14 protein-coding genes are annotated in these 15,128 nt (G+C 69.8%); 6 read left to right on the top strand and 8 right to left on the bottom strand.

The window, feature by feature from the left end; translation table 11 throughout:
• The first annotated feature begins 2 nt into the window (after positions 1–2).
• Both AB0959_RS00715 and AB0959_RS00710 read left to right on the top strand, forming a co-directional pair.
• Positions 3–851: an NmrA family protein gene (locus AB0959_RS00715; RefSeq protein ID WP_366824026.1), complete on the top strand. Its 849-nt coding sequence runs from the start codon at positions 3–5 to the stop codon at positions 849–851.
• Positions 848–1,297: a nuclear transport factor 2 family protein gene (locus AB0959_RS00710; protein ID WP_366824025.1), complete on the top strand. Its 450-nt coding sequence runs from the start codon at positions 848–850 to the stop codon at positions 1,295–1,297. Before AB0959_RS00715 ends, AB0959_RS00710 begins: the two co-directional genes overlap by 4 nt.
• A gap of 114 nt (positions 1,298–1,411) precedes the next feature.
• Here the strand turns inward: AB0959_RS00710 and AB0959_RS00705 are convergent, their stop codons facing one another.
• Positions 1,412–2,428, bottom strand: a complete 1,017-nt coding sequence (locus AB0959_RS00705) for a CU044_5270 family protein (protein ID WP_366824024.1) — start codon at positions 2,426–2,428, stop codon at positions 1,412–1,414.
• Positions 2,425–3,096, bottom strand: a complete 672-nt coding sequence (locus AB0959_RS00700) for an RNA polymerase sigma factor (RefSeq protein ID WP_366824023.1) — start codon at positions 3,094–3,096, stop codon at positions 2,425–2,427. Before AB0959_RS00700 ends, AB0959_RS00705 begins: the two co-directional genes overlap by 4 nt.
• Positions 3,097–3,504: 408 nt before the next feature.
• On the opposite strand from AB0959_RS00700, the gene AB0959_RS00695 reads away from it, so the two are divergent.
• On the top strand, positions 3,505–4,170 hold the full coding sequence (locus AB0959_RS00695) for a class I SAM-dependent methyltransferase (RefSeq protein WP_366824022.1): 666 nt from the start codon (positions 3,505–3,507) through the stop codon (positions 4,168–4,170).
• Positions 4,171–4,255: 85 nt separating this feature from the next.
• Here AB0959_RS00695 and AB0959_RS00690 read toward each other — a convergent pair whose 3' ends face one another.
• Positions 4,256–4,753 (bottom strand): hypothetical protein, encoded by a 498-nt coding sequence (locus tag AB0959_RS00690; RefSeq protein WP_366824021.1) that lies wholly within the window; start codon positions 4,751–4,753, stop codon positions 4,256–4,258.
• Positions 4,754–4,906: 153 nt separating this feature from the next.
• On the opposite strand from AB0959_RS00690, the gene AB0959_RS00685 reads away from it, so the two are divergent.
• Entirely contained in the window at positions 4,907–5,416 is a 510-nt protein-coding gene (locus AB0959_RS00685) for a SigE family RNA polymerase sigma factor (RefSeq protein WP_366824020.1), read from the top strand.
• A gap of 48 nt (positions 5,417–5,464) precedes the next feature.
• Complete coding sequence (locus AB0959_RS00680; RefSeq protein ID WP_366824019.1) at positions 5,465–6,754, top strand: hypothetical protein; 1,290 nt, start codon at positions 5,465–5,467, stop codon at positions 6,752–6,754.
• Here AB0959_RS00680 and AB0959_RS00675 read toward each other — a convergent pair whose 3' ends face one another.
• The 4 genes from AB0959_RS00675 to AB0959_RS00660 all read right to left on the bottom strand — a co-directional run bounded on the left by AB0959_RS00675 (position 6,755) and on the right by AB0959_RS00660 (position 12,520).
• The gene (locus AB0959_RS00675) at positions 6,755–8,068 is read right to left on the bottom strand and encodes an Nramp family divalent metal transporter (protein WP_366824018.1); all 1,314 of its coding nucleotides are present in this window, start codon (positions 8,066–8,068) and stop codon (positions 6,755–6,757) included.
• A gap of 161 nt (positions 8,069–8,229) precedes the next feature.
• On the bottom strand, positions 8,230–8,724 hold the full coding sequence (locus AB0959_RS00670) for an ATP-binding protein (protein ID WP_366824017.1): 495 nt from the start codon (positions 8,722–8,724) through the stop codon (positions 8,230–8,232).
• Positions 8,725–8,877: 153 nt separating this feature from the next.
• Complete coding sequence (locus tag AB0959_RS00665; protein ID WP_366824016.1) at positions 8,878–11,313, bottom strand: LuxR C-terminal-related transcriptional regulator; 2,436 nt, start codon at positions 11,311–11,313, stop codon at positions 8,878–8,880.
• 19 nt (positions 11,314–11,332) lie between these two features.
• On the bottom strand, positions 11,333–12,520 hold the full coding sequence (locus AB0959_RS00660) for a transposase (RefSeq protein ID WP_366824015.1): 1,188 nt from the start codon (positions 12,518–12,520) through the stop codon (positions 11,333–11,335).
• 485 nt (positions 12,521–13,005) lie between these two features.
• Here AB0959_RS00660 and AB0959_RS00655 point away from each other — a divergent pair, with 485 nt between their 5' ends.
• Entirely contained in the window at positions 13,006–14,355 is a 1,350-nt protein-coding gene (locus tag AB0959_RS00655; protein WP_366824014.1) for a M14 family metallopeptidase, read from the top strand.
• Between the two features lie 83 nt (positions 14,356–14,438).
• Here the strand turns inward: AB0959_RS00655 and AB0959_RS00650 are convergent, their stop codons facing one another.
• A complete protein-coding gene (locus AB0959_RS00650) occupies positions 14,439–15,098 on the bottom strand; it encodes a hypothetical protein (protein ID WP_366824013.1) in 660 nt (219 codons plus the stop codon).
• Between the last annotated feature and the right edge of the window lie 30 nt (positions 15,099–15,128).

Genomic DNA, 15,128 nt, shown 5'->3' with positions numbered 1-15,128 from the left:
CAATGAACAACGAAGCACTCACCGCACTCATCCTGGGCGGCACCGGCCGGACCGGTTCACTGCTGGCTGCCGGGCTCGCCCCGCGAGGAATCACCCCCCGTACCGCGGCGCGTGGCGGAGCGGACGTCCGGTTCGACTGGGACGACCCGAGCACCCACGCGGACGCCCTGGTCGGCATCGACCGCCTCTATCTGGTGACACCGACCCTGCGCGTCAGCTACGCCGGCCAGGTCGGCGCCCTCCTGGATCTCGCCGAGGCCGCCGGTGTGCGCCACGTCACCCACCTGAGCGTCTACCACGCCGACCAGGCGCCGCCGGAGATCGACATCGCGGCCGTCGAAGCCGATCTCGCTTCCCGGCAGGGCATCACGCACGCGGTCCTGCGCCCGTCGTGGGTGATGCAGAACTTCGCCGATGACCACCTCCCGGTCATCGACGGACTGATCACGGCCCCGAGCGCAGGCGGAAGGGAAGCCTTCGTCGACGCGGTCGACATCGCGGCGGTCGCGGCCGAGACGCTGCTGGCCCCCGAAACCCACGCCGGCGCCACCTACTCGCTCACCGGCCCGCAGGCCCTCACCTTCCAGGACATCGCGGACACCATCGCTTCCGTGAGCGGCCGCCCCGTCGCCTACGACGACATCGACCAGGAGACGTGGATCAACAGCGCGCTCGCCGCGGGCGTCCCCGCTGACTACGAGGTCATGATGCGCTGGCTCACCGGCGCCATCATCACCGGCAACGGTGCCACGCCCACCGGCGACATCGAGAAGGTCACCGGTCGGCCGGCCACCACCTTCCGCGAGTTCGCCGAGCGCACCGCCCACGCCTGGACCTCGGAGGCGAAGTGACCAAGACCGTCAGCGACAACGCTCCCTTCGGGGCGAACAGCCCGTTCTTCCGCGTCATCAAGGAGGGGCTGGACGGCCTGGTCGACGGGGAGGACTACTACGACCTGCTGGCCGAGGACGTGGTCTTCGAGTACGTGATCACCGTGCCGGGCTACCCCCGGCGGGTCGAGGGGCGGCAGGGGATCATCGACCTGTACAGCGACTACGGCGACTACATGAAGCTGCGCAGCGCGGACAATCTCCGCGTTCACCGGGCCCCCGAGACCTCGGTGGTCGTCCTGGAGTACGAGGTGCACGGCACGTCGGTCAGGACGGGACGGCCGTACGACAACCGCTTCGTCTCCGTCGTGACCATCGAAGACCGCAAGGTGACGCACTGGCGCGACTACCTGGACCCCATCGCCGTATTCGACGCACAGGGATGGCCGCGGGACCACCGCTCGTAGCAGCCAGTGCACCCGCCGAGGCCGCCGTCACCCAGGCGATCCGGATTCCACGCGGCCTGGCCGAAAGCCGTTCCGCGCCCCGAGCCGGAACCCAGGGCGCGGGACGGCGCCGTGTCACTTCGCGTCGGAACCGGGCCGCTGGCGGTACTTGTCGACGATGGCCCGCTTCAAGATGGCGGTCTCCGCCAGGACCGTGCCCTTCTTGCCCGTCGGGCCGTCCTTCGACAGGTAGGTGCGGCGGCCGAGGTAGGCGAGGGTGTCACGGTCGAAGATCCACTCGGTGGCCCAGGAGGACCGCTTGTCGACGCGGCGGATGCCGACGCCGTGCCGGCCCGCCGGGTCCACCGCGTCCTCGATCCGCGTCACCCCGGGGATCTTCGCGGCGGCCTCGTACAGCGCGGCGGCGGTCCGCGGCGGCATGGCCTTGCCCAGCAGTTCGCCGATCGTGTCGAAGACGGCCTGCGCCCGCTCCTGGTCCTTCTCCTTCTTGGTCAGGCGGTCGAGCTCGTCGAGCAGTTCGTCCGGGTCGGTGGGCAGCGAGGCCAGCCACTTGTACGTGGGCCGGTCGATTCCGGCCGGGGTGCCGGGCGAGCCCGGCGGCAGCAGCTCCCTGAGCGGGGAGTAGCCGCCGCCCTCGTAGAACTGGGCCAGTATCTTCACCGGCCCCGGCTCCTGGGACCACCACGCCTCCCGCTCGCTCAGCTGCCCCGGCTTGTACCGACCGCTGTCCTCCTGGTACTCCGCCCCGGCGTCCAGGCTCTTGATGTAGACCAGCTGGTCGTCTCGTACGGGTGTGGCCTCCGTCCTCGAGGCGACGTCGGCGATACGGTCGAGCAGGACCACGGCGGTCTCGCTGCCGGACGGTTGGACTCCGTAGCCGGAGTCCGTGTTCGCGACGAGGCCGACGGTCAGGGCGCCGGCCAGCGCCAGGGCCGAGGCGGGCATCCACACGGCGGGGCGCAGCAACCGGGGTCGAGTGGGGCGGCTGTGTGGGGCGGAAGCGGTGGCGGGCGTCCGGTCGTCGTCGATGAGCTGCATCAAACGGTCCTTGTGGTGGGAGTGGCGACCAGCAGGGAGGTCCCGTTCGGGCAGGGCCGGGAGCAGCCGGGCCAGTTCCTCGCGCTCCGTCATCGGGGTCCCTCCTGAATCTCCTGCAGTGGAAGGGCCGCGAACGCGGCCTCACCGGGTATCTCTCCGCGACGGCGCACCAGTTCCCTGTCTTTTGGGATGCTTTCTCCCCTCGCTTCCCTCGCTTTCCTGAGCTGCTCGTCCGTCAGCCGAAGCAGCCGCGCGCGTGCCCGGGACAGTCGCGAGCGCACGGTTCCCACGGGGACGCCCAGGGCCCGGGCCGCCTGCGCGTAGTCGAGCCCCGACCACACGCACAGCGCCAGCACCTCCCGCTCGCCGCGCCGCAGACGGTCGTAGCACTGCCGAACGGCATCCAGCCGGCGGGCGTCGTCGAGGCGGCCCGCGGCCTCGTCGGCGAAGTCCTCGACGGGGTCCGGTGCGGGGCGGCGGGCCAGGAAGGCCAGGCGGCGGCCGAGGCCGCGGTTGGCGTTGCGGGACTTGTTCGTCGCCATGCCCAGCAGCCACGGCTTCACCGTGCCGCCGTCGGGCTCCAGTTGCTCCCGGGTGCGCCAGGCGTCGAGGAAGGTGTCCGCCATCACCTCCTCGGCGGTCGACCAGTCACCGGTCAGCCGGTAGGCGTGGTTGTAGACGGTGCGCGCGTACTCCTCGTAGATCTCCGCGAAGGCCTCACGGTCACCCGCCCGTATCCGCGCGCGCAAGCGGTCACTCATGTCCTATGCACCTCATACACCTCACACCCGTGACTCTCCGCCGGGTGGGGGTGGTTCCGGTGACGTGCGCCACAGGGGGCGTGGCGGTGCTGGAGATGGGCACCCTGTGGAGACGGCTGACATCATCATTCCGGACGTTCGCTGGGAAGTGGCTTACGAGTTCGGAGTCGACCAGCCCTGCGGGGCCTGTACGCCGCAGGTCCGTCGGTCATCTCATAACGCTCGGCCAGGACGACGGGGACGATCCCCTCAGCGGCGTGCACGTGATGCACCCGAGCTCCACAAGCGGGGCCTCATGTCGAAGAACCCGACGCAGTGCAAAGCTTACGTACTCATCTCAAGTAGCCCCGGTGATTGGCTTGTTCCGGGACCGTTTGCGATACGGCCCAGCCCTCTAGGGTCAGGGCCATGGCAATCGATGAGGATGCCCTTCTGGCGGAGCAGGTTGCTTACTATCGGGCCCGCGCGCCCGAGTATGACCGGGTCTATGCCGAGCGTGAGGATCTGCGTGAGCTGGTGACCGTGATCGACGACCTCCCTATTGCCGGAGATGTGCTGGAGCTCGCCTGCGGAACGGGGCAGTGGACGGGGGCGCTGGCCGTACGGGCGCGCTCGGTGACCGCTGTCGACGCGTCACCGGAGGTCTTGGACATCGCGCGAGAGCGGGTCACCTCCTCCCATGTCCGGTTCGACCGGGCCGACGTGTTCCGGTGGCGGCCACCGCGCCGCTACGACACCGTGTTCTTCGCCTTCTTCCTCTCCCATGTTCCGCCGTCACGGCTCGGCGACTTCTGGGACATCGTCGCTGCCGCACTCGCGCCACATGGCAAAGCCGTCTTCATCGACGAAGGCCCGACCGCGGCCGTCCGTGAGGAAGTGGCTGCGGACGTGCGTCGGCTCGACGACGGCAGCCAGTACCGCATCGTGAAGGTCCTCCATGACCCGGGTGAACTCACCGGCGAGCTTGCCGCATTGGGGTGGTCGGCCGAGATCCGGCCGCGGGAGGAGTTCATCATCGGTGTCGCAGAACCACGTTCCGTGCCGGCTGCCCAGCGTGCCCAGTCATTTCGCTGAACTGCTGTCCTGATCGTCTGCTCACTCGCTACGGACGCGTCGACTAGACATCACCCACCAGTCCGAAACCGTGCCGGGCGGTCCCTCACCCCATGGGCCGGTAGTACTGCAGCACCGCAAGCAGGTGGGCGAACCACTCCTGGAGCCGGTCGTGGCGTTTGGCGTCGACGACGCACTCGTAGAAGCGGCCGTCGACGTGGACGACGCCCATGACGAGGCCCTTGTTGTCGGTGTGCGGCTTGTAGTGGACGCTGCGGATCTCCGGCCAGGAGAAGTCGATGCTCCGGCCGTGGTCCTCGAAGGAGACGCCGGAGACGTCGACGACGATGGAGTTGTGGCGGTCCACGGCCAGGAACTCCGGGCCCGCGGGCGCGACCGGCTGGGCCGTCGGCGGTGGCGCTGCCGGGTACGGGGACGGGGTGTACGGCTGGGGTGGCGGCGGCGCCCCGTAGCCCTGGGGGGACTGGGCGGGCACGGGTGGCGGCGCGTACGGCTGCGCGGGTGGCGCGTACGGCGGTGGCGGAGGGCCGAAGCCGGGGGGCGGTGGCGGTGACGGCTGTGGGCCTTGGTCGGGCTGCTGCATCGTCGTGCGTCCCCCTCGCGCATGGTTCCTGGTGCCGTCGATGTGATCCTCAACGCACCGTATCTCTCGCCCATCGGTGAAACATTCCCCGGGGTCCACCGCATCAGAGAAGTGGAGCGGTGGCACGGGCCCACACGAGCGCAGGGGGAACACATGAGACACGTCCGCGCGGACGGCTACCCGGAGTTCGCGGCGGCGCGCGCGGGGCATCTCTACCGGTCCGCCTGTCTGCTGACCGGCGGGGACACGCATCTCGCCGAGGACCTCGTGCAGGAGACGCTCGGGCGGCTGTACGTGAAGTGGGGGCGCGTGTCACGGGTCGGGAACCCGGCCGGGTACGCGCAGACCGTCCTCACCCGCGCCTTCCTCGCCCACCAACGGCGGCGCAGCAGCACGGAGAGGGCCACCGACACGTTCCCGGACCTGCCGGACCCGCGCGGAGCGGACACGCCGCTGCGGCTCACCCTCGTACAGGCGCTCGCCCAACTGCCCGCCAAGGACCGGGCCGTGATCGTCCTGCGGTACTGGGAGGACCGCTCCGTCGAGGAGACCGCCGACGTGATGAACGCCAGCTCGGCCGCCGTACGGACCCGCTGCGTCCGCGCGCTCACCCGGCTCCGGGAGCTGCTCGGCGAGGACCTCGGCGAGTACGCCGCCCCCTGACCGGCCACACACCCACTCACGTACCCCCTCCAGAAACGGTGGTTCGCCATGTCCGTCGAACATCACGAGGACCCCTTCGGCCCCTTCGAGGACCGGCTCGGCGACGCCCTGCGTCAGGCGGGCGGAGCCTTCGAGGCAGACGGTGCCGCCCTGGTCTCCGGCGGCGAGGTGCGGGGACGCAGGTTGCTGCGGCGGCGCCGGGCCACCGTCGCGGGCGGTGTCGCCGGCGTCGCGCTCGCGGGAGTCGGCGGAGCCCTGCTCGTGCCCTGGGGCGGAGGCGCCGGCGACGAGTCCGTGGCGGGGGATCCGAAGCCCAGGTGGTCCTCGTCCGTGTCCGCCTCCCCCACGCCGTCCAAGCCGATGTCGGGCGGCGAACTGCTCCGCACGCTCAAGGGCCTGCTCCCGGAGGGGAGGTTCAGCGGCGAGGACTCCCGTGGAACCGGTGCGGGGCTGGGCCCCTACGCTCATCTCGTCCACGACGACGGCAAGGGCCCCGCCGCGATCGGCATCAGCATGGGCCGGATCGAGCCGGGCAGTCAGCAGGCCCGCCAGGTCACCACGTGCCCGGCCGAGGAGCTCACCCCGCACGACGCCTGCTCCACGAGCCGGCTCCCCGACGGCTCGCTGCTCATGATCTTCCAGGGCTACGAGTATCCGGACCGGCGCGTGGACACCAAGTGGTGGAACGCCGAGCTCGTCACCCCGGAGGGGCAGCACGTCTCGCTGAGCGAGTGGAACGCGGCGGCCGAGAAGGGCTCTCCGATCACCAGGCCGGACCCGCCTCTCTCCCCCGCGCAGCTGAAGAAGGTCGTCACCGCCAAGGCATGGCGTACGGCTGTGGACGCCATCCCCGAGGGCCCGGGGACGACCGCCTCCCCTGCCGCGCCCGCCGACCCCCCGGCCGCCGACGGCCCGGCGATCCAGAAGACGCTCGTCAGTCTGCTGCCCAAGGACGTCCGGGTGGTGTCGAAGGGGGGTCAGGAGTCCGAGTACGGCTTTGTCGTCGTCGACGACGGCAAGGGCGCGACCTTCGTGCAGATCAACGTGCAGCCCGGCATGTCGGACGTCGAGAGCCAGCTCTTCGGGCCCGACGCCGAGGTCCTGCCGGACGGCACCAAGGTGACCACGAAGAAGGGCCCGGGCGACGACAAGGGCCCGGCTCTGGTGATGTGGACCGCCGACACCATCCGCACCGACGGTCTGCGGGTCGTGGTGAGCGCCTTCAACTCCGGCTCCCAGGTCACCGCCCCGACCCGCGCCACCCCCGCTCTCAGCATGGCGGACCTCAGGAAGATCGCCACGAGTGGGCAGTGGGAGCAGCTCGTCCCGGCGGGCTGATCAGAAGAAGTCCGCCCACGGCTGGTCCCAGATCTGCTTCACGCACAGCACCAGGAACAGCAGTCCCGCGATCGCCAGCATCACGTTGCTGAGCGGTCCGTTGCGCCACTCCCTCGGTGTGCGCGCGGAGTTGAGGAGCCAGAGCAGCGTGCCCGCGAGGAACGGGAGGAAGGCCGCGCCCAGGACGCCGTAGATGATGATCAGGCGGAAGGGCTCGCCCTGGAAGAGCAGGACGATGGGCGGGAAGGTCAGCCACAGCAGGTAGGCGCGGAACGGCCACGACCGCTCCCGCTCGCCCGACGCGACCTCCTCGCCCTTCAGTTCGCCGCCGCTCGTGCGGTAGCGGGCGACGAAGTCCGCGAACATCAGGCTCACTCCGTGCCAGACGCCGATCAGCGAGGTGAAGGAGGTGGCGAAGAAGCCGATCAGGAAGAACTTCGCGGTGGCCGAACCGTACTCCTTCTCCAGGATGTCGCCGAGCTGGATCAGCCCCTTGTCGCCGCTCGCGATGGCGACGTTCGCGGAGTGCAGGAGTTCCGCGCCCACGAAGAGCATCGCGATCACGAAGATGCCGGTCGTGGCGTACGCGACCCGGTTGTCCAGGCGCATGACCTTCATCCAGCCGGTGTCCGTCCAGCCCTTGGCGTTGACCCAGTAGCCGTACGCGGCGAGCGTGATCGTGCCGCCGACGCCTCCGATCAGGCCGAGGGTGTTGAGGATGGAGTCCTTCTCGTCGGGGAGGACCGGGAGGAGGCCCGCGAAGGCGTCGGGGAGGTTCGGGGTGACGCGGATCGCCAGGTAGACCGTCACCACGAACATGACGCCCACCAGGACCGTCATGACCTTCTCGAAGACGGAGTACTTGTTGAACCAGACGAAGACCAGTCCGACCAGCCCGCAGACGATGCCCCACCACTTGAGGTCCATGACGTCCGGGAACAGCGCCTGCAGCGGCAGCGCGCTCGACGACATCGCGGCCGCGCCGTACACGAAGCCCCAGATCACGGCGTAGACGGCGAAGAAGTACGTCGTCCAGCGGCCGAGGCTCGCCCAGCCGTCGAAGAGGGTGCGACCGGTGGAGAGGTGCCAGCGGCCCGCGGCCTCGGCGAGGGAGATCTTGACGAGACAGCCGATCACCGCTGCCCACAGCAGGGTGTAGCCGAAGTTGCTGCCCGCGATGAGGGTCGCCACCAGGTCACCGGCGCCGACGCCGGTCGCGGCGACCACGATGCCGGGGCCGATGTACTTCCAACTGGACTTGCGGGGGACTGAAGTGGCTTTGCCTGTCGCTGTGTTGTCCGTGGTGTCCGCCATGCGGATCAAGAAAGCGTAAAGCGGTCGAGGGCACAAGAGGGCGTGCGGTGAAGGAAGTCGGTGGTCGGCGGGGTCAAGGCAGGGGACGAGCCCCGGCGGCTGGGCGTGCCGTCGGGGCCCGGGCTGTGCATACTTTCGGAAGGGGGGACGGAACTCGCGGGCTACGGCTGACGCCGCCGGCCGCAGCCGTCCAGCCCGCACGTGCCGAGCTCGAACCACACGGTCTTCCCCGTCCCGTCCTCGTGGCACCCCCAGCGCTGGGCGAGCGCGTCCACCAGGAACATCCCCCGGCCGCCCTCCGACGTCTGCGTGACCCGGCGTACACGGGGACGGCGGGCGTCGGCGTCGGTCACCTCGCAGCGCAGGAGACCGTGCGCGGCCGTCAGGGTCAGCCGCAGCCGGCTCTCGGCGTGCACCAGGGCGTTGGTCACGAGTTCGCTGACGAGGAGTTCCACCGTCTCGCTCTGCTCGGTGAGCCCCCAGCTCTCCAGTTGTCTTCGGACCTCCGCGCGGGCCTGCCCGGCGGCGGAGGGACAGGGGTCGTACTCGACGCTTCGGTGTCCGGCTCCCATCGGCAACGGTGGAAGTGTGCCGAACCGAGGGCCCTGGTCGGAGAGTTGTTCCTGTGCTTCGTATCCCTCGGAAAGTCGCAGCATGCGTTCAGGGTGTCCGTCCCCGGACACCCCGCGCACGGGTAGGAATACCTGCTTCCGTACGTACGCGGAACGTCTACGTACGCACGGAAGTGGTCATACAGGAGCACTGTCAGTCAGAAGCACTGTCGGTCAGACGTACTGGATCTGGAAGGCTCAGCGCTCGGCCGACAGCGTCGGTGCGGGCTGCGCGGGGGTGGACGGCGGCCCCGGGGACGGCGGCTGCTCGGGGAGCGTCTGTGCGGTCACCCAGGCGGCGATCTGGCTGCGGTTGTGGAACCCCAGCTTGCTGAGGATCCGTTCGACATGGCCCTCGGCGGTGCGGCGGGCGATCACCAGACGGTCGGCGATCTGCTGGTTGGCGAGGCCCTCGGCGACCAGGCGGGCGACCTCGGCCTCGCGCCGGGTGAGCCGGGTGCCGTCGCACACCGAAGGCGCGGCAGGGCCCGGCCGGCACTCCTGGCGGTTCTCCTGCCCGCGTTTGCGCGCCTGCTGCTCCTGGAGGGCGTACTCGACGATCTCGGTGAGTCCCAGCGCGCCCCCGCGCCGGTGCGCCCGCTCGTAGTCCGGCCGACCGAGGGCCTCGGCCACGCGTGTCTCACAGCCCCGGAGCGCCGCGGTGTAGGTGGTGGACGCGACACGGCCGCTGGAGATGTCGGCCCAGACGCGTTCGGCGCCGCCGAGCAGGACGGCGGCGCGTTCGGGGGCGTCGAGCGCCGCGGCGACCAGCGCCATCAGGTCGAGGGTCAGGGCGATGCCGAACACGTCGTGCACCGCGCGCTTGAGACGCAGCGCCTCGCGGCCGTACGACTCCGCGCACCGCCACTCGCCCTTCACGGTGTACGTGAGGGCCAGTACCCGCAGCACGTAGCTGAGGACCCACTCCTCGCCGCGCTCCTCGCAGTGGCGGCGGGCCTCCTCGCAGACGGCCACGGCCCGGTCGGTCTGTCCGAGGTAGGCGAGAACGGTGGCGAACCCGACCTGGTAGAGGCCGGTGATGCTGGGGAGCGTGCCGTGCACCGGGCCCCGGACCACGGAGGACTCGAAGCGGTCCAGGGCGCCCCGCAGGTCGTCACCGAAGAGGGTCATCACTCCGAGGATGCCCTCGGCGTGCGCGGCCTCCGCCGGCTCGCCCAGGTCGAGGGCGAGTTGGCGGGCCTCCTCGGCGCGGCGGCGGCCCCCGGCGACGTCCTCGGAGCAGCCGGTGAGCAGGCCGGCGATCCAGAGGGCACGGGCACGGTCGCGGGTCGGCTCGGGGTTGGCGTCGAGTGCGCGCTCCAGCCAGTACCTGCCCTCACGGGTGCCGCCGCAGGCGTACCAGTAGAACCAGAGGGTTCCGGCGAGACGTAACCCCGCCAGGGCCTCGCCGGAAGTGGCCAGGCTGAAGTCGAGCGCGGTCCGCAGGTTGTCCTGGTCGGCGCGGAGACGGGTGACGATCGTCCGCTGACCGGGGCCGAACCAGACGCGCTCGTACGCGGCCGCGCGCTCCAGCATCCAGTCGCGCTGCCGCCGCAGGGTGTCGGCCTCCGCGCCGAGAGTGCGGCGGAGCTTGTCGAGACCGTAGTGGCGGAGGGTGTCGAGGAGCCGGTAACGGACGGCTCCCGCGTGCTCGTCCCGGATCAGCACGGACTTGTCGACGAGTCCGGCGACGGCTTCGAGGACGTCGTACGACATCACCTGCTCGCCGTCCGCGCACACGGCCTCGGCGGTCTCCAGGTCGAAGCCGCCCGCGAGCACGGACACCCGCGCCCACACCAACTGCTCCTGGGGCGTGCACAGTTCGTGGCTCCAGTCGACGGCGGCGCGGAGGGTCTGGTGGCGGGGCAGTACGGCGGAGCTGCCGGCGGTGAGGAGGCGGTAGCGGTCGTCGAGGCGTTCGAGGAGCTGGTCGATGCCGAGGACGCGCATGCGGACGGCGGCCAGTTCGATGGCGAGGGGGAGCCCGTCGAGGCGGTGGCAGAGGCGGGCCACGGAGGCGCGGTTGGCCGGAGTGAGGGTGAAACCGGGGACGACCGCCGCGGCGCGGTCGGCGAACAGGGCGAGCGCGGGGTAGCCGCCGGCTTCGGACAGGTCTCCGTCGGGGTCGGGGACGGGAAGCGGCCTGACCTCCAGGAGGTGTTCCTCCGTCAGGGCGAGGCGGTGGCGGCTGGTGGCGAGGATGCGGATGCCGGGGCTGCCGCGCAGGAGGGCCGCGGTCAGTTCCGCGCAGGCGGTGAGGAGGTGTTCGCAGTTGTCGAGCACCAGGAGGAGGCGGCGGTCACGGAGCTGGTCCACGAGCGTGGTGAGCGGGGGCTGGTCGGAGTTGTCGTGCAGGCTCAGGGCGTCGGCGACGGCTACGGGGACGAGGGCGGGGTCGCGGAGGCCGGAGAGGTGGACGCAGCGGGCGCCGTCCGGGAAGGCGCGCTCGACGTGGGCGGCCAGGCGGGTGGCGAGGCGGGTCTTGCCGACGCCGCCGGGGCCGGTGAGGGTGACGAGGCGGGCCTTCGCGAGGAGGCGTCGGCCTTCGGTGAGTTCGCCTCGGCGGTCGACGAAGGTGGTCGTCTCGACCGGGAGGTGGGTGGTGCGGTCCCTTCGCGGCGCTGATCCGCCCATGTTGATGTCCTCCCCACGGCTAAGGCCGGGGGATTCCAACCAGCGGGATCGCCAGTTGGACCGGTACTGCTTCACAGGGTCCCGGTAGTTCCTGGTTCACAGACCGGCCGGCGCCGAGGTCTCCACAGGCTGACACGGCATACCCTGCCGCGTTGAGGATGTTGCGAGCCGCGTTCACGTCCGCGTTCGCCTGGTGGCCGCAAGCTGTGCACTCGAAGACCGCTTGGCTCTTGCGGGACTCCGAGTCCACCACCTTGCAGATGTTGCAGGTCTGGGACGTGTACGCGGGATTGACCTTCACCACGGTCGTGCCCGTGTACCGGGCGGCGTTGGTGAGGCCGAGTTCGAGTCGGTGCCATCCCTTGTCGAGGATGGCTCGGTTCAGCCCGCGCTTCTGGGCCACCTGTTTGCCGGGGTTGGCAACGGTGCCCTTCGCGGACTTCGACATGTTCTTGGTCTTGAGGTTTTCGAGGACGACGACTGCGTTCCGCTGCGTGATGCGGTTCGCAGTCCAGGCGCAGAAGTCCGCGCGGCGGTCGGTGACTCTGCTCATGATCCGGTTTATCGCCGCGATCGTCCTGCGTCGGTTCGCGCTGCCCTTCTTGGTACGGACGAGCCTTTGCTGAAGCCGCCGATACCGGGTCTGTTCGCCCTCAGTGGCGAACTGGCGGTCGTGGAAATCGCCGTCCGAGGTGGGTACGGCGATTTTCACGCCCCGGTCGATGCCGACCGCCGTCTCCTGCATGGCGTGCCGACGGGGCGTGCTGGTGCGCTCCTCGCCACCAAGGGGGCGGGACCAGCGGAAGGTGACCCGGCCGAGCTTGGGCAGCTTGACCCGGCCCCGCTTCTTTCCGATGCGTTCCACCGTGATGAGGTTTCCGGCCGGAAACCGGAACGAGGGGGACCAGCGAGCCTTGGAGCGCCAGCGCACCTTGAACGTGCCGTGCGCCCGGCACGCCTTGTCCAGATCCTTCAGCGTCTGGTGCAGGATGTGGGACGGTGCGACCTTCAACCAGGCGTGTTCACGCTTGGCGTCGGCCAGTTCGGCGGCCTGCGGCACATAGTTCATCCACGCGCCACGCCGCCGGTACTCACGTCGCTGTTCGAGTGCGGTGTTCCACACCGACCGGCAGATGTTCCCGAACTCCTCAGACGACTCGGCCTGCTCGCTCGTGAGCGCCAGGCGGTACTTCCGTCCGGTCAGCATGGTTCCCTCCCCTCAGACGTTCTGGTCCTTGATGTACACCGGGATGAACTTGAGCGGCGTGCCGCTCAACGCAGGGCCCTAAGTCTCCCCGCCGGCCCGGTGGCGTGCACATTGGCGTCACTCTCAGGTGTGCAAATTATGCAAAAATGCCATAACTGCCCCGGTCACGCGTATAGTTCTCCGCTTGCACTGGTTGGGGCCAACTGACCTTCCCCGCCCCCGCCCTCCAGCGGTCCAGTGTCGATATGCGACCCTGCCGCGCAGGCACTCCCAGCCGCCGCCTGCCCGCACACAACCCACCCACCCCGGCCAGACTTCGAGCAGTTCAGGCCAGCGTAGGCGCACCCCACTCTCACTCTTGACCTGCTCATGCCACACCCGCACGATGAGCGCCACACCCGCACCGGACCAAGGCAAGCCAAGCCAAGCCGTACGTCGCAATGAACCACCCCCCGCTCCACACCCCGGAGAACCTAGGAGACTTCATGCGACTCCGCATACGCGACCGCAACAGACCAGGTCGCCGCTCCGCCGCCCTCATCGGCCTCCTGGCCCTCACCCTCGCGGCCCCCGTCGCCGCGACGACCACCACCGACGCCACCGCGACCAGCACACAGCGCCCCAAGGCCTCGGCGGACGACATCCGCCAGTACGAGGTCGCCATGCACTCGGACTCCAAGTCCCGCACGGCACTGCAGCAGGCGGGCGTGACCGTGGACAGCGCCGACGACCACACCGTCTTCGTCTCCGGTCGCGCGGACCAGATCAGGAAGCTCCAGCGACTCGGCTACGACGTCACACCGGCGGGCGCCGTACCCGACCGCTCGGGCGGCGAGGACGACGTACGGCTGATGGACTTCCCCTCGGCCGACTCGCGCTATCACAACTACGCCGAGATGAACACGGAGATCGACCAGCGGATCGCCGCGTACCCGGCCATCATGAGCAAGCGCGTGATCGGCAAGTCCTACCAGGGCCGCGACATCGTCGCGATCAAGATCAGCGACAACGTCGCGAGCGACGAGTCCGAGCCCGAGGTGCTGTTCACCCACCACCAGCACGCCCGCGAGCACCTCACCGTCGAGATGGCGCTCTACCTCATCCGTGAGCTCGGCGCCGGGTACGGCTCCGACTCCCGCGTCACCAACATGGTGAACAACCGCGAGATCTGGATCGTCCCCGACCTCAATCCGGACGGCGGCGAGTACGACATCGCCACCGGGTCGTATCGGTCGTGGCGCAAGAACCGCCAGCCCAACAGCGGTTCGTCGGCCGTCGGGACGGACCTGAACAGGAACTGGAACTACCGGTGGGGCTGCTGCGGCGGATCCTCCGGCTCCACGTCCTCGGAGACCTACCGCGGCGCGTCGGCCGAGTCCGCCCCCGAGGTGAAGGTCGTCGCCGACTTCGTGCGCAGCCGCGTCGTGGGCGGCAAGCAGCAGATCACGGCGGGCATCGACTTCCACACCTACAGCGAGCTGGTGCTCTGGCCGTTCGGGTACACGACCGCCGACACGACCACCGGTATGACGGCGGACGACCGCAACGCGTTCGCCACCATCGGCCGGAAGATGGCGGCCAGCAACGGCTACACGCCCGAGCAGTCCAGCGACCTCTACATCACGGACGGCTCGATCGACGACTGGCTGTGGGGCAACCAGAAGATCTTCAGCTACACCTTCGAGATGTATCCGTCGTCCGGCGGGGGCGGTTTCTACCCGCCCGACGAGGTCATCGAGCGGGAGACCTCCCGGAACCGGGACGCGGTGCTGCAGTTGCTGGAGAACGCGGACTGTATGTACCGGTCCATCGGGAAAGAGGCCCAGTACTGCTGACCGGGGTGACGGAGGCTGACGGAGACTGACGTTGTCGGGGAACTGCGGGCCGGTTGTGGCTGGTCGCGCAGTTCCCCGCGCCCCTACGGGGCGCTCTCCTCCGCCGCGCTCTCCTCGAAGTACGCGTCCAGCACCTCGTCCAGCTGCGACTCCCACTCCTGGAAGCGGTCCCTGGACGACGCCTCGATCTCGATCGGGTACCAGCGGCTGTCGGGGGTGTGCACCGTCACCGTGAACCGCTTCCCGAAGCGCGGGCTCTCGGTCTCCAGGGCGCCGATCTCGTCCCAGCGGAACTCGCAGCTCTGGTCGTCCAGGGAGAGTCGTACGCCCTCGTGATCCGCGACGATCTTCGCGCGGCGGTCGGACGCCTCGAAGACGGGACCGTCGGGCGCTTCGTCGTCGGGCGCTTCGTCGTCGGACGCTTCGCCCTCGTCGGACGCGTTGTCCTCGCCGGACGCTTCGCCCTCGTCGGACGCTTCGTCCGCGTCGGTCCCCTCGCTCTCCTCTGGCACCTCGGCCTCGGCTTCCGCCTCTGCTTCGGCTTCCGCCTCTGCTTCGGCTTCCGCCGAGGGCTTCTCAGGCGCCTCGTCCTCGGCCACGGCCGCGTCGTCGGCCTCGGCCGCCTCCTTCGGCTTGGCGTCCTTCGGCTCGCCGGACACGGGTGAGGTGAGCCCGGGGATGAAGGCCGGGTCGAATCCGGCGCCCTCCAGGGGCTGGCTGCTCGAACCTATGCGCTGCTCCACAGCGGGCAGTATGGTCGACGATCCTGTGCC

This window comes from Streptomyces sp. NPDC046862 (assembly GCF_040704615.1).
Lineage (GTDB): Bacteria > Actinomycetota > Actinomycetes > Streptomycetales > Streptomycetaceae > Streptomyces.
The sequence above is the reverse complement of the archived record's forward strand: the minus strand, read 5'-3'. Positions and strand labels throughout refer to the sequence as shown.

Bases quoted from the DNA above. Each gene is read 5' to 3' on its own strand.
- AB0959_RS00715 (WP_366824026.1), top strand. From the start codon at position 3: ATGAACAACGAAGCACTCACCGCACTCATCCTGGGCGGCACCGGCCGG.
- AB0959_RS00705 (WP_366824024.1), bottom strand. From the start codon at position 2,428: ATGACGGAGCGCGAGGAACTGGCCCGGCTGCTCCCGGCCCTGCCCGAA.
- AB0959_RS00700 (WP_366824023.1), bottom strand. From the start codon at position 3,096: ATGAGTGACCGCTTGCGCGCGCGGATACGGGCGGGTGACCGTGAGGCC.
- AB0959_RS00695 (WP_366824022.1), top strand. From the start codon at position 3,505: ATGGCAATCGATGAGGATGCCCTTCTGGCGGAGCAGGTTGCTTACTAT.
- AB0959_RS00690 (WP_366824021.1), bottom strand. From the start codon at position 4,753: ATGCAGCAGCCCGACCAAGGCCCACAGCCGTCACCGCCACCGCCCCCC.
- AB0959_RS00685 (WP_366824020.1), top strand. From the start codon at position 4,907: ATGAGACACGTCCGCGCGGACGGCTACCCGGAGTTCGCGGCGGCGCGC.
- AB0959_RS00680 (WP_366824019.1), top strand. From the start codon at position 5,465: ATGTCCGTCGAACATCACGAGGACCCCTTCGGCCCCTTCGAGGACCGG.
- AB0959_RS00675 (WP_366824018.1), bottom strand. From the start codon at position 8,068: ATGGCGGACACCACGGACAACACAGCGACAGGCAAAGCCACTTCAGTC.
- AB0959_RS00670 (WP_366824017.1), bottom strand. From the start codon at position 8,724: ATGCTGCGACTTTCCGAGGGATACGAAGCACAGGAACAACTCTCCGAC.
- AB0959_RS00665 (WP_366824016.1), bottom strand. From the start codon at position 11,313: ATGGGCGGATCAGCGCCGCGAAGGGACCGCACCACCCACCTCCCGGTC.
- AB0959_RS00660 (WP_366824015.1), bottom strand. From the start codon at position 12,520: ATGCTGACCGGACGGAAGTACCGCCTGGCGCTCACGAGCGAGCAGGCC.
- AB0959_RS00655 (WP_366824014.1), top strand. From the start codon at position 13,006: ATGCGACTCCGCATACGCGACCGCAACAGACCAGGTCGCCGCTCCGCC.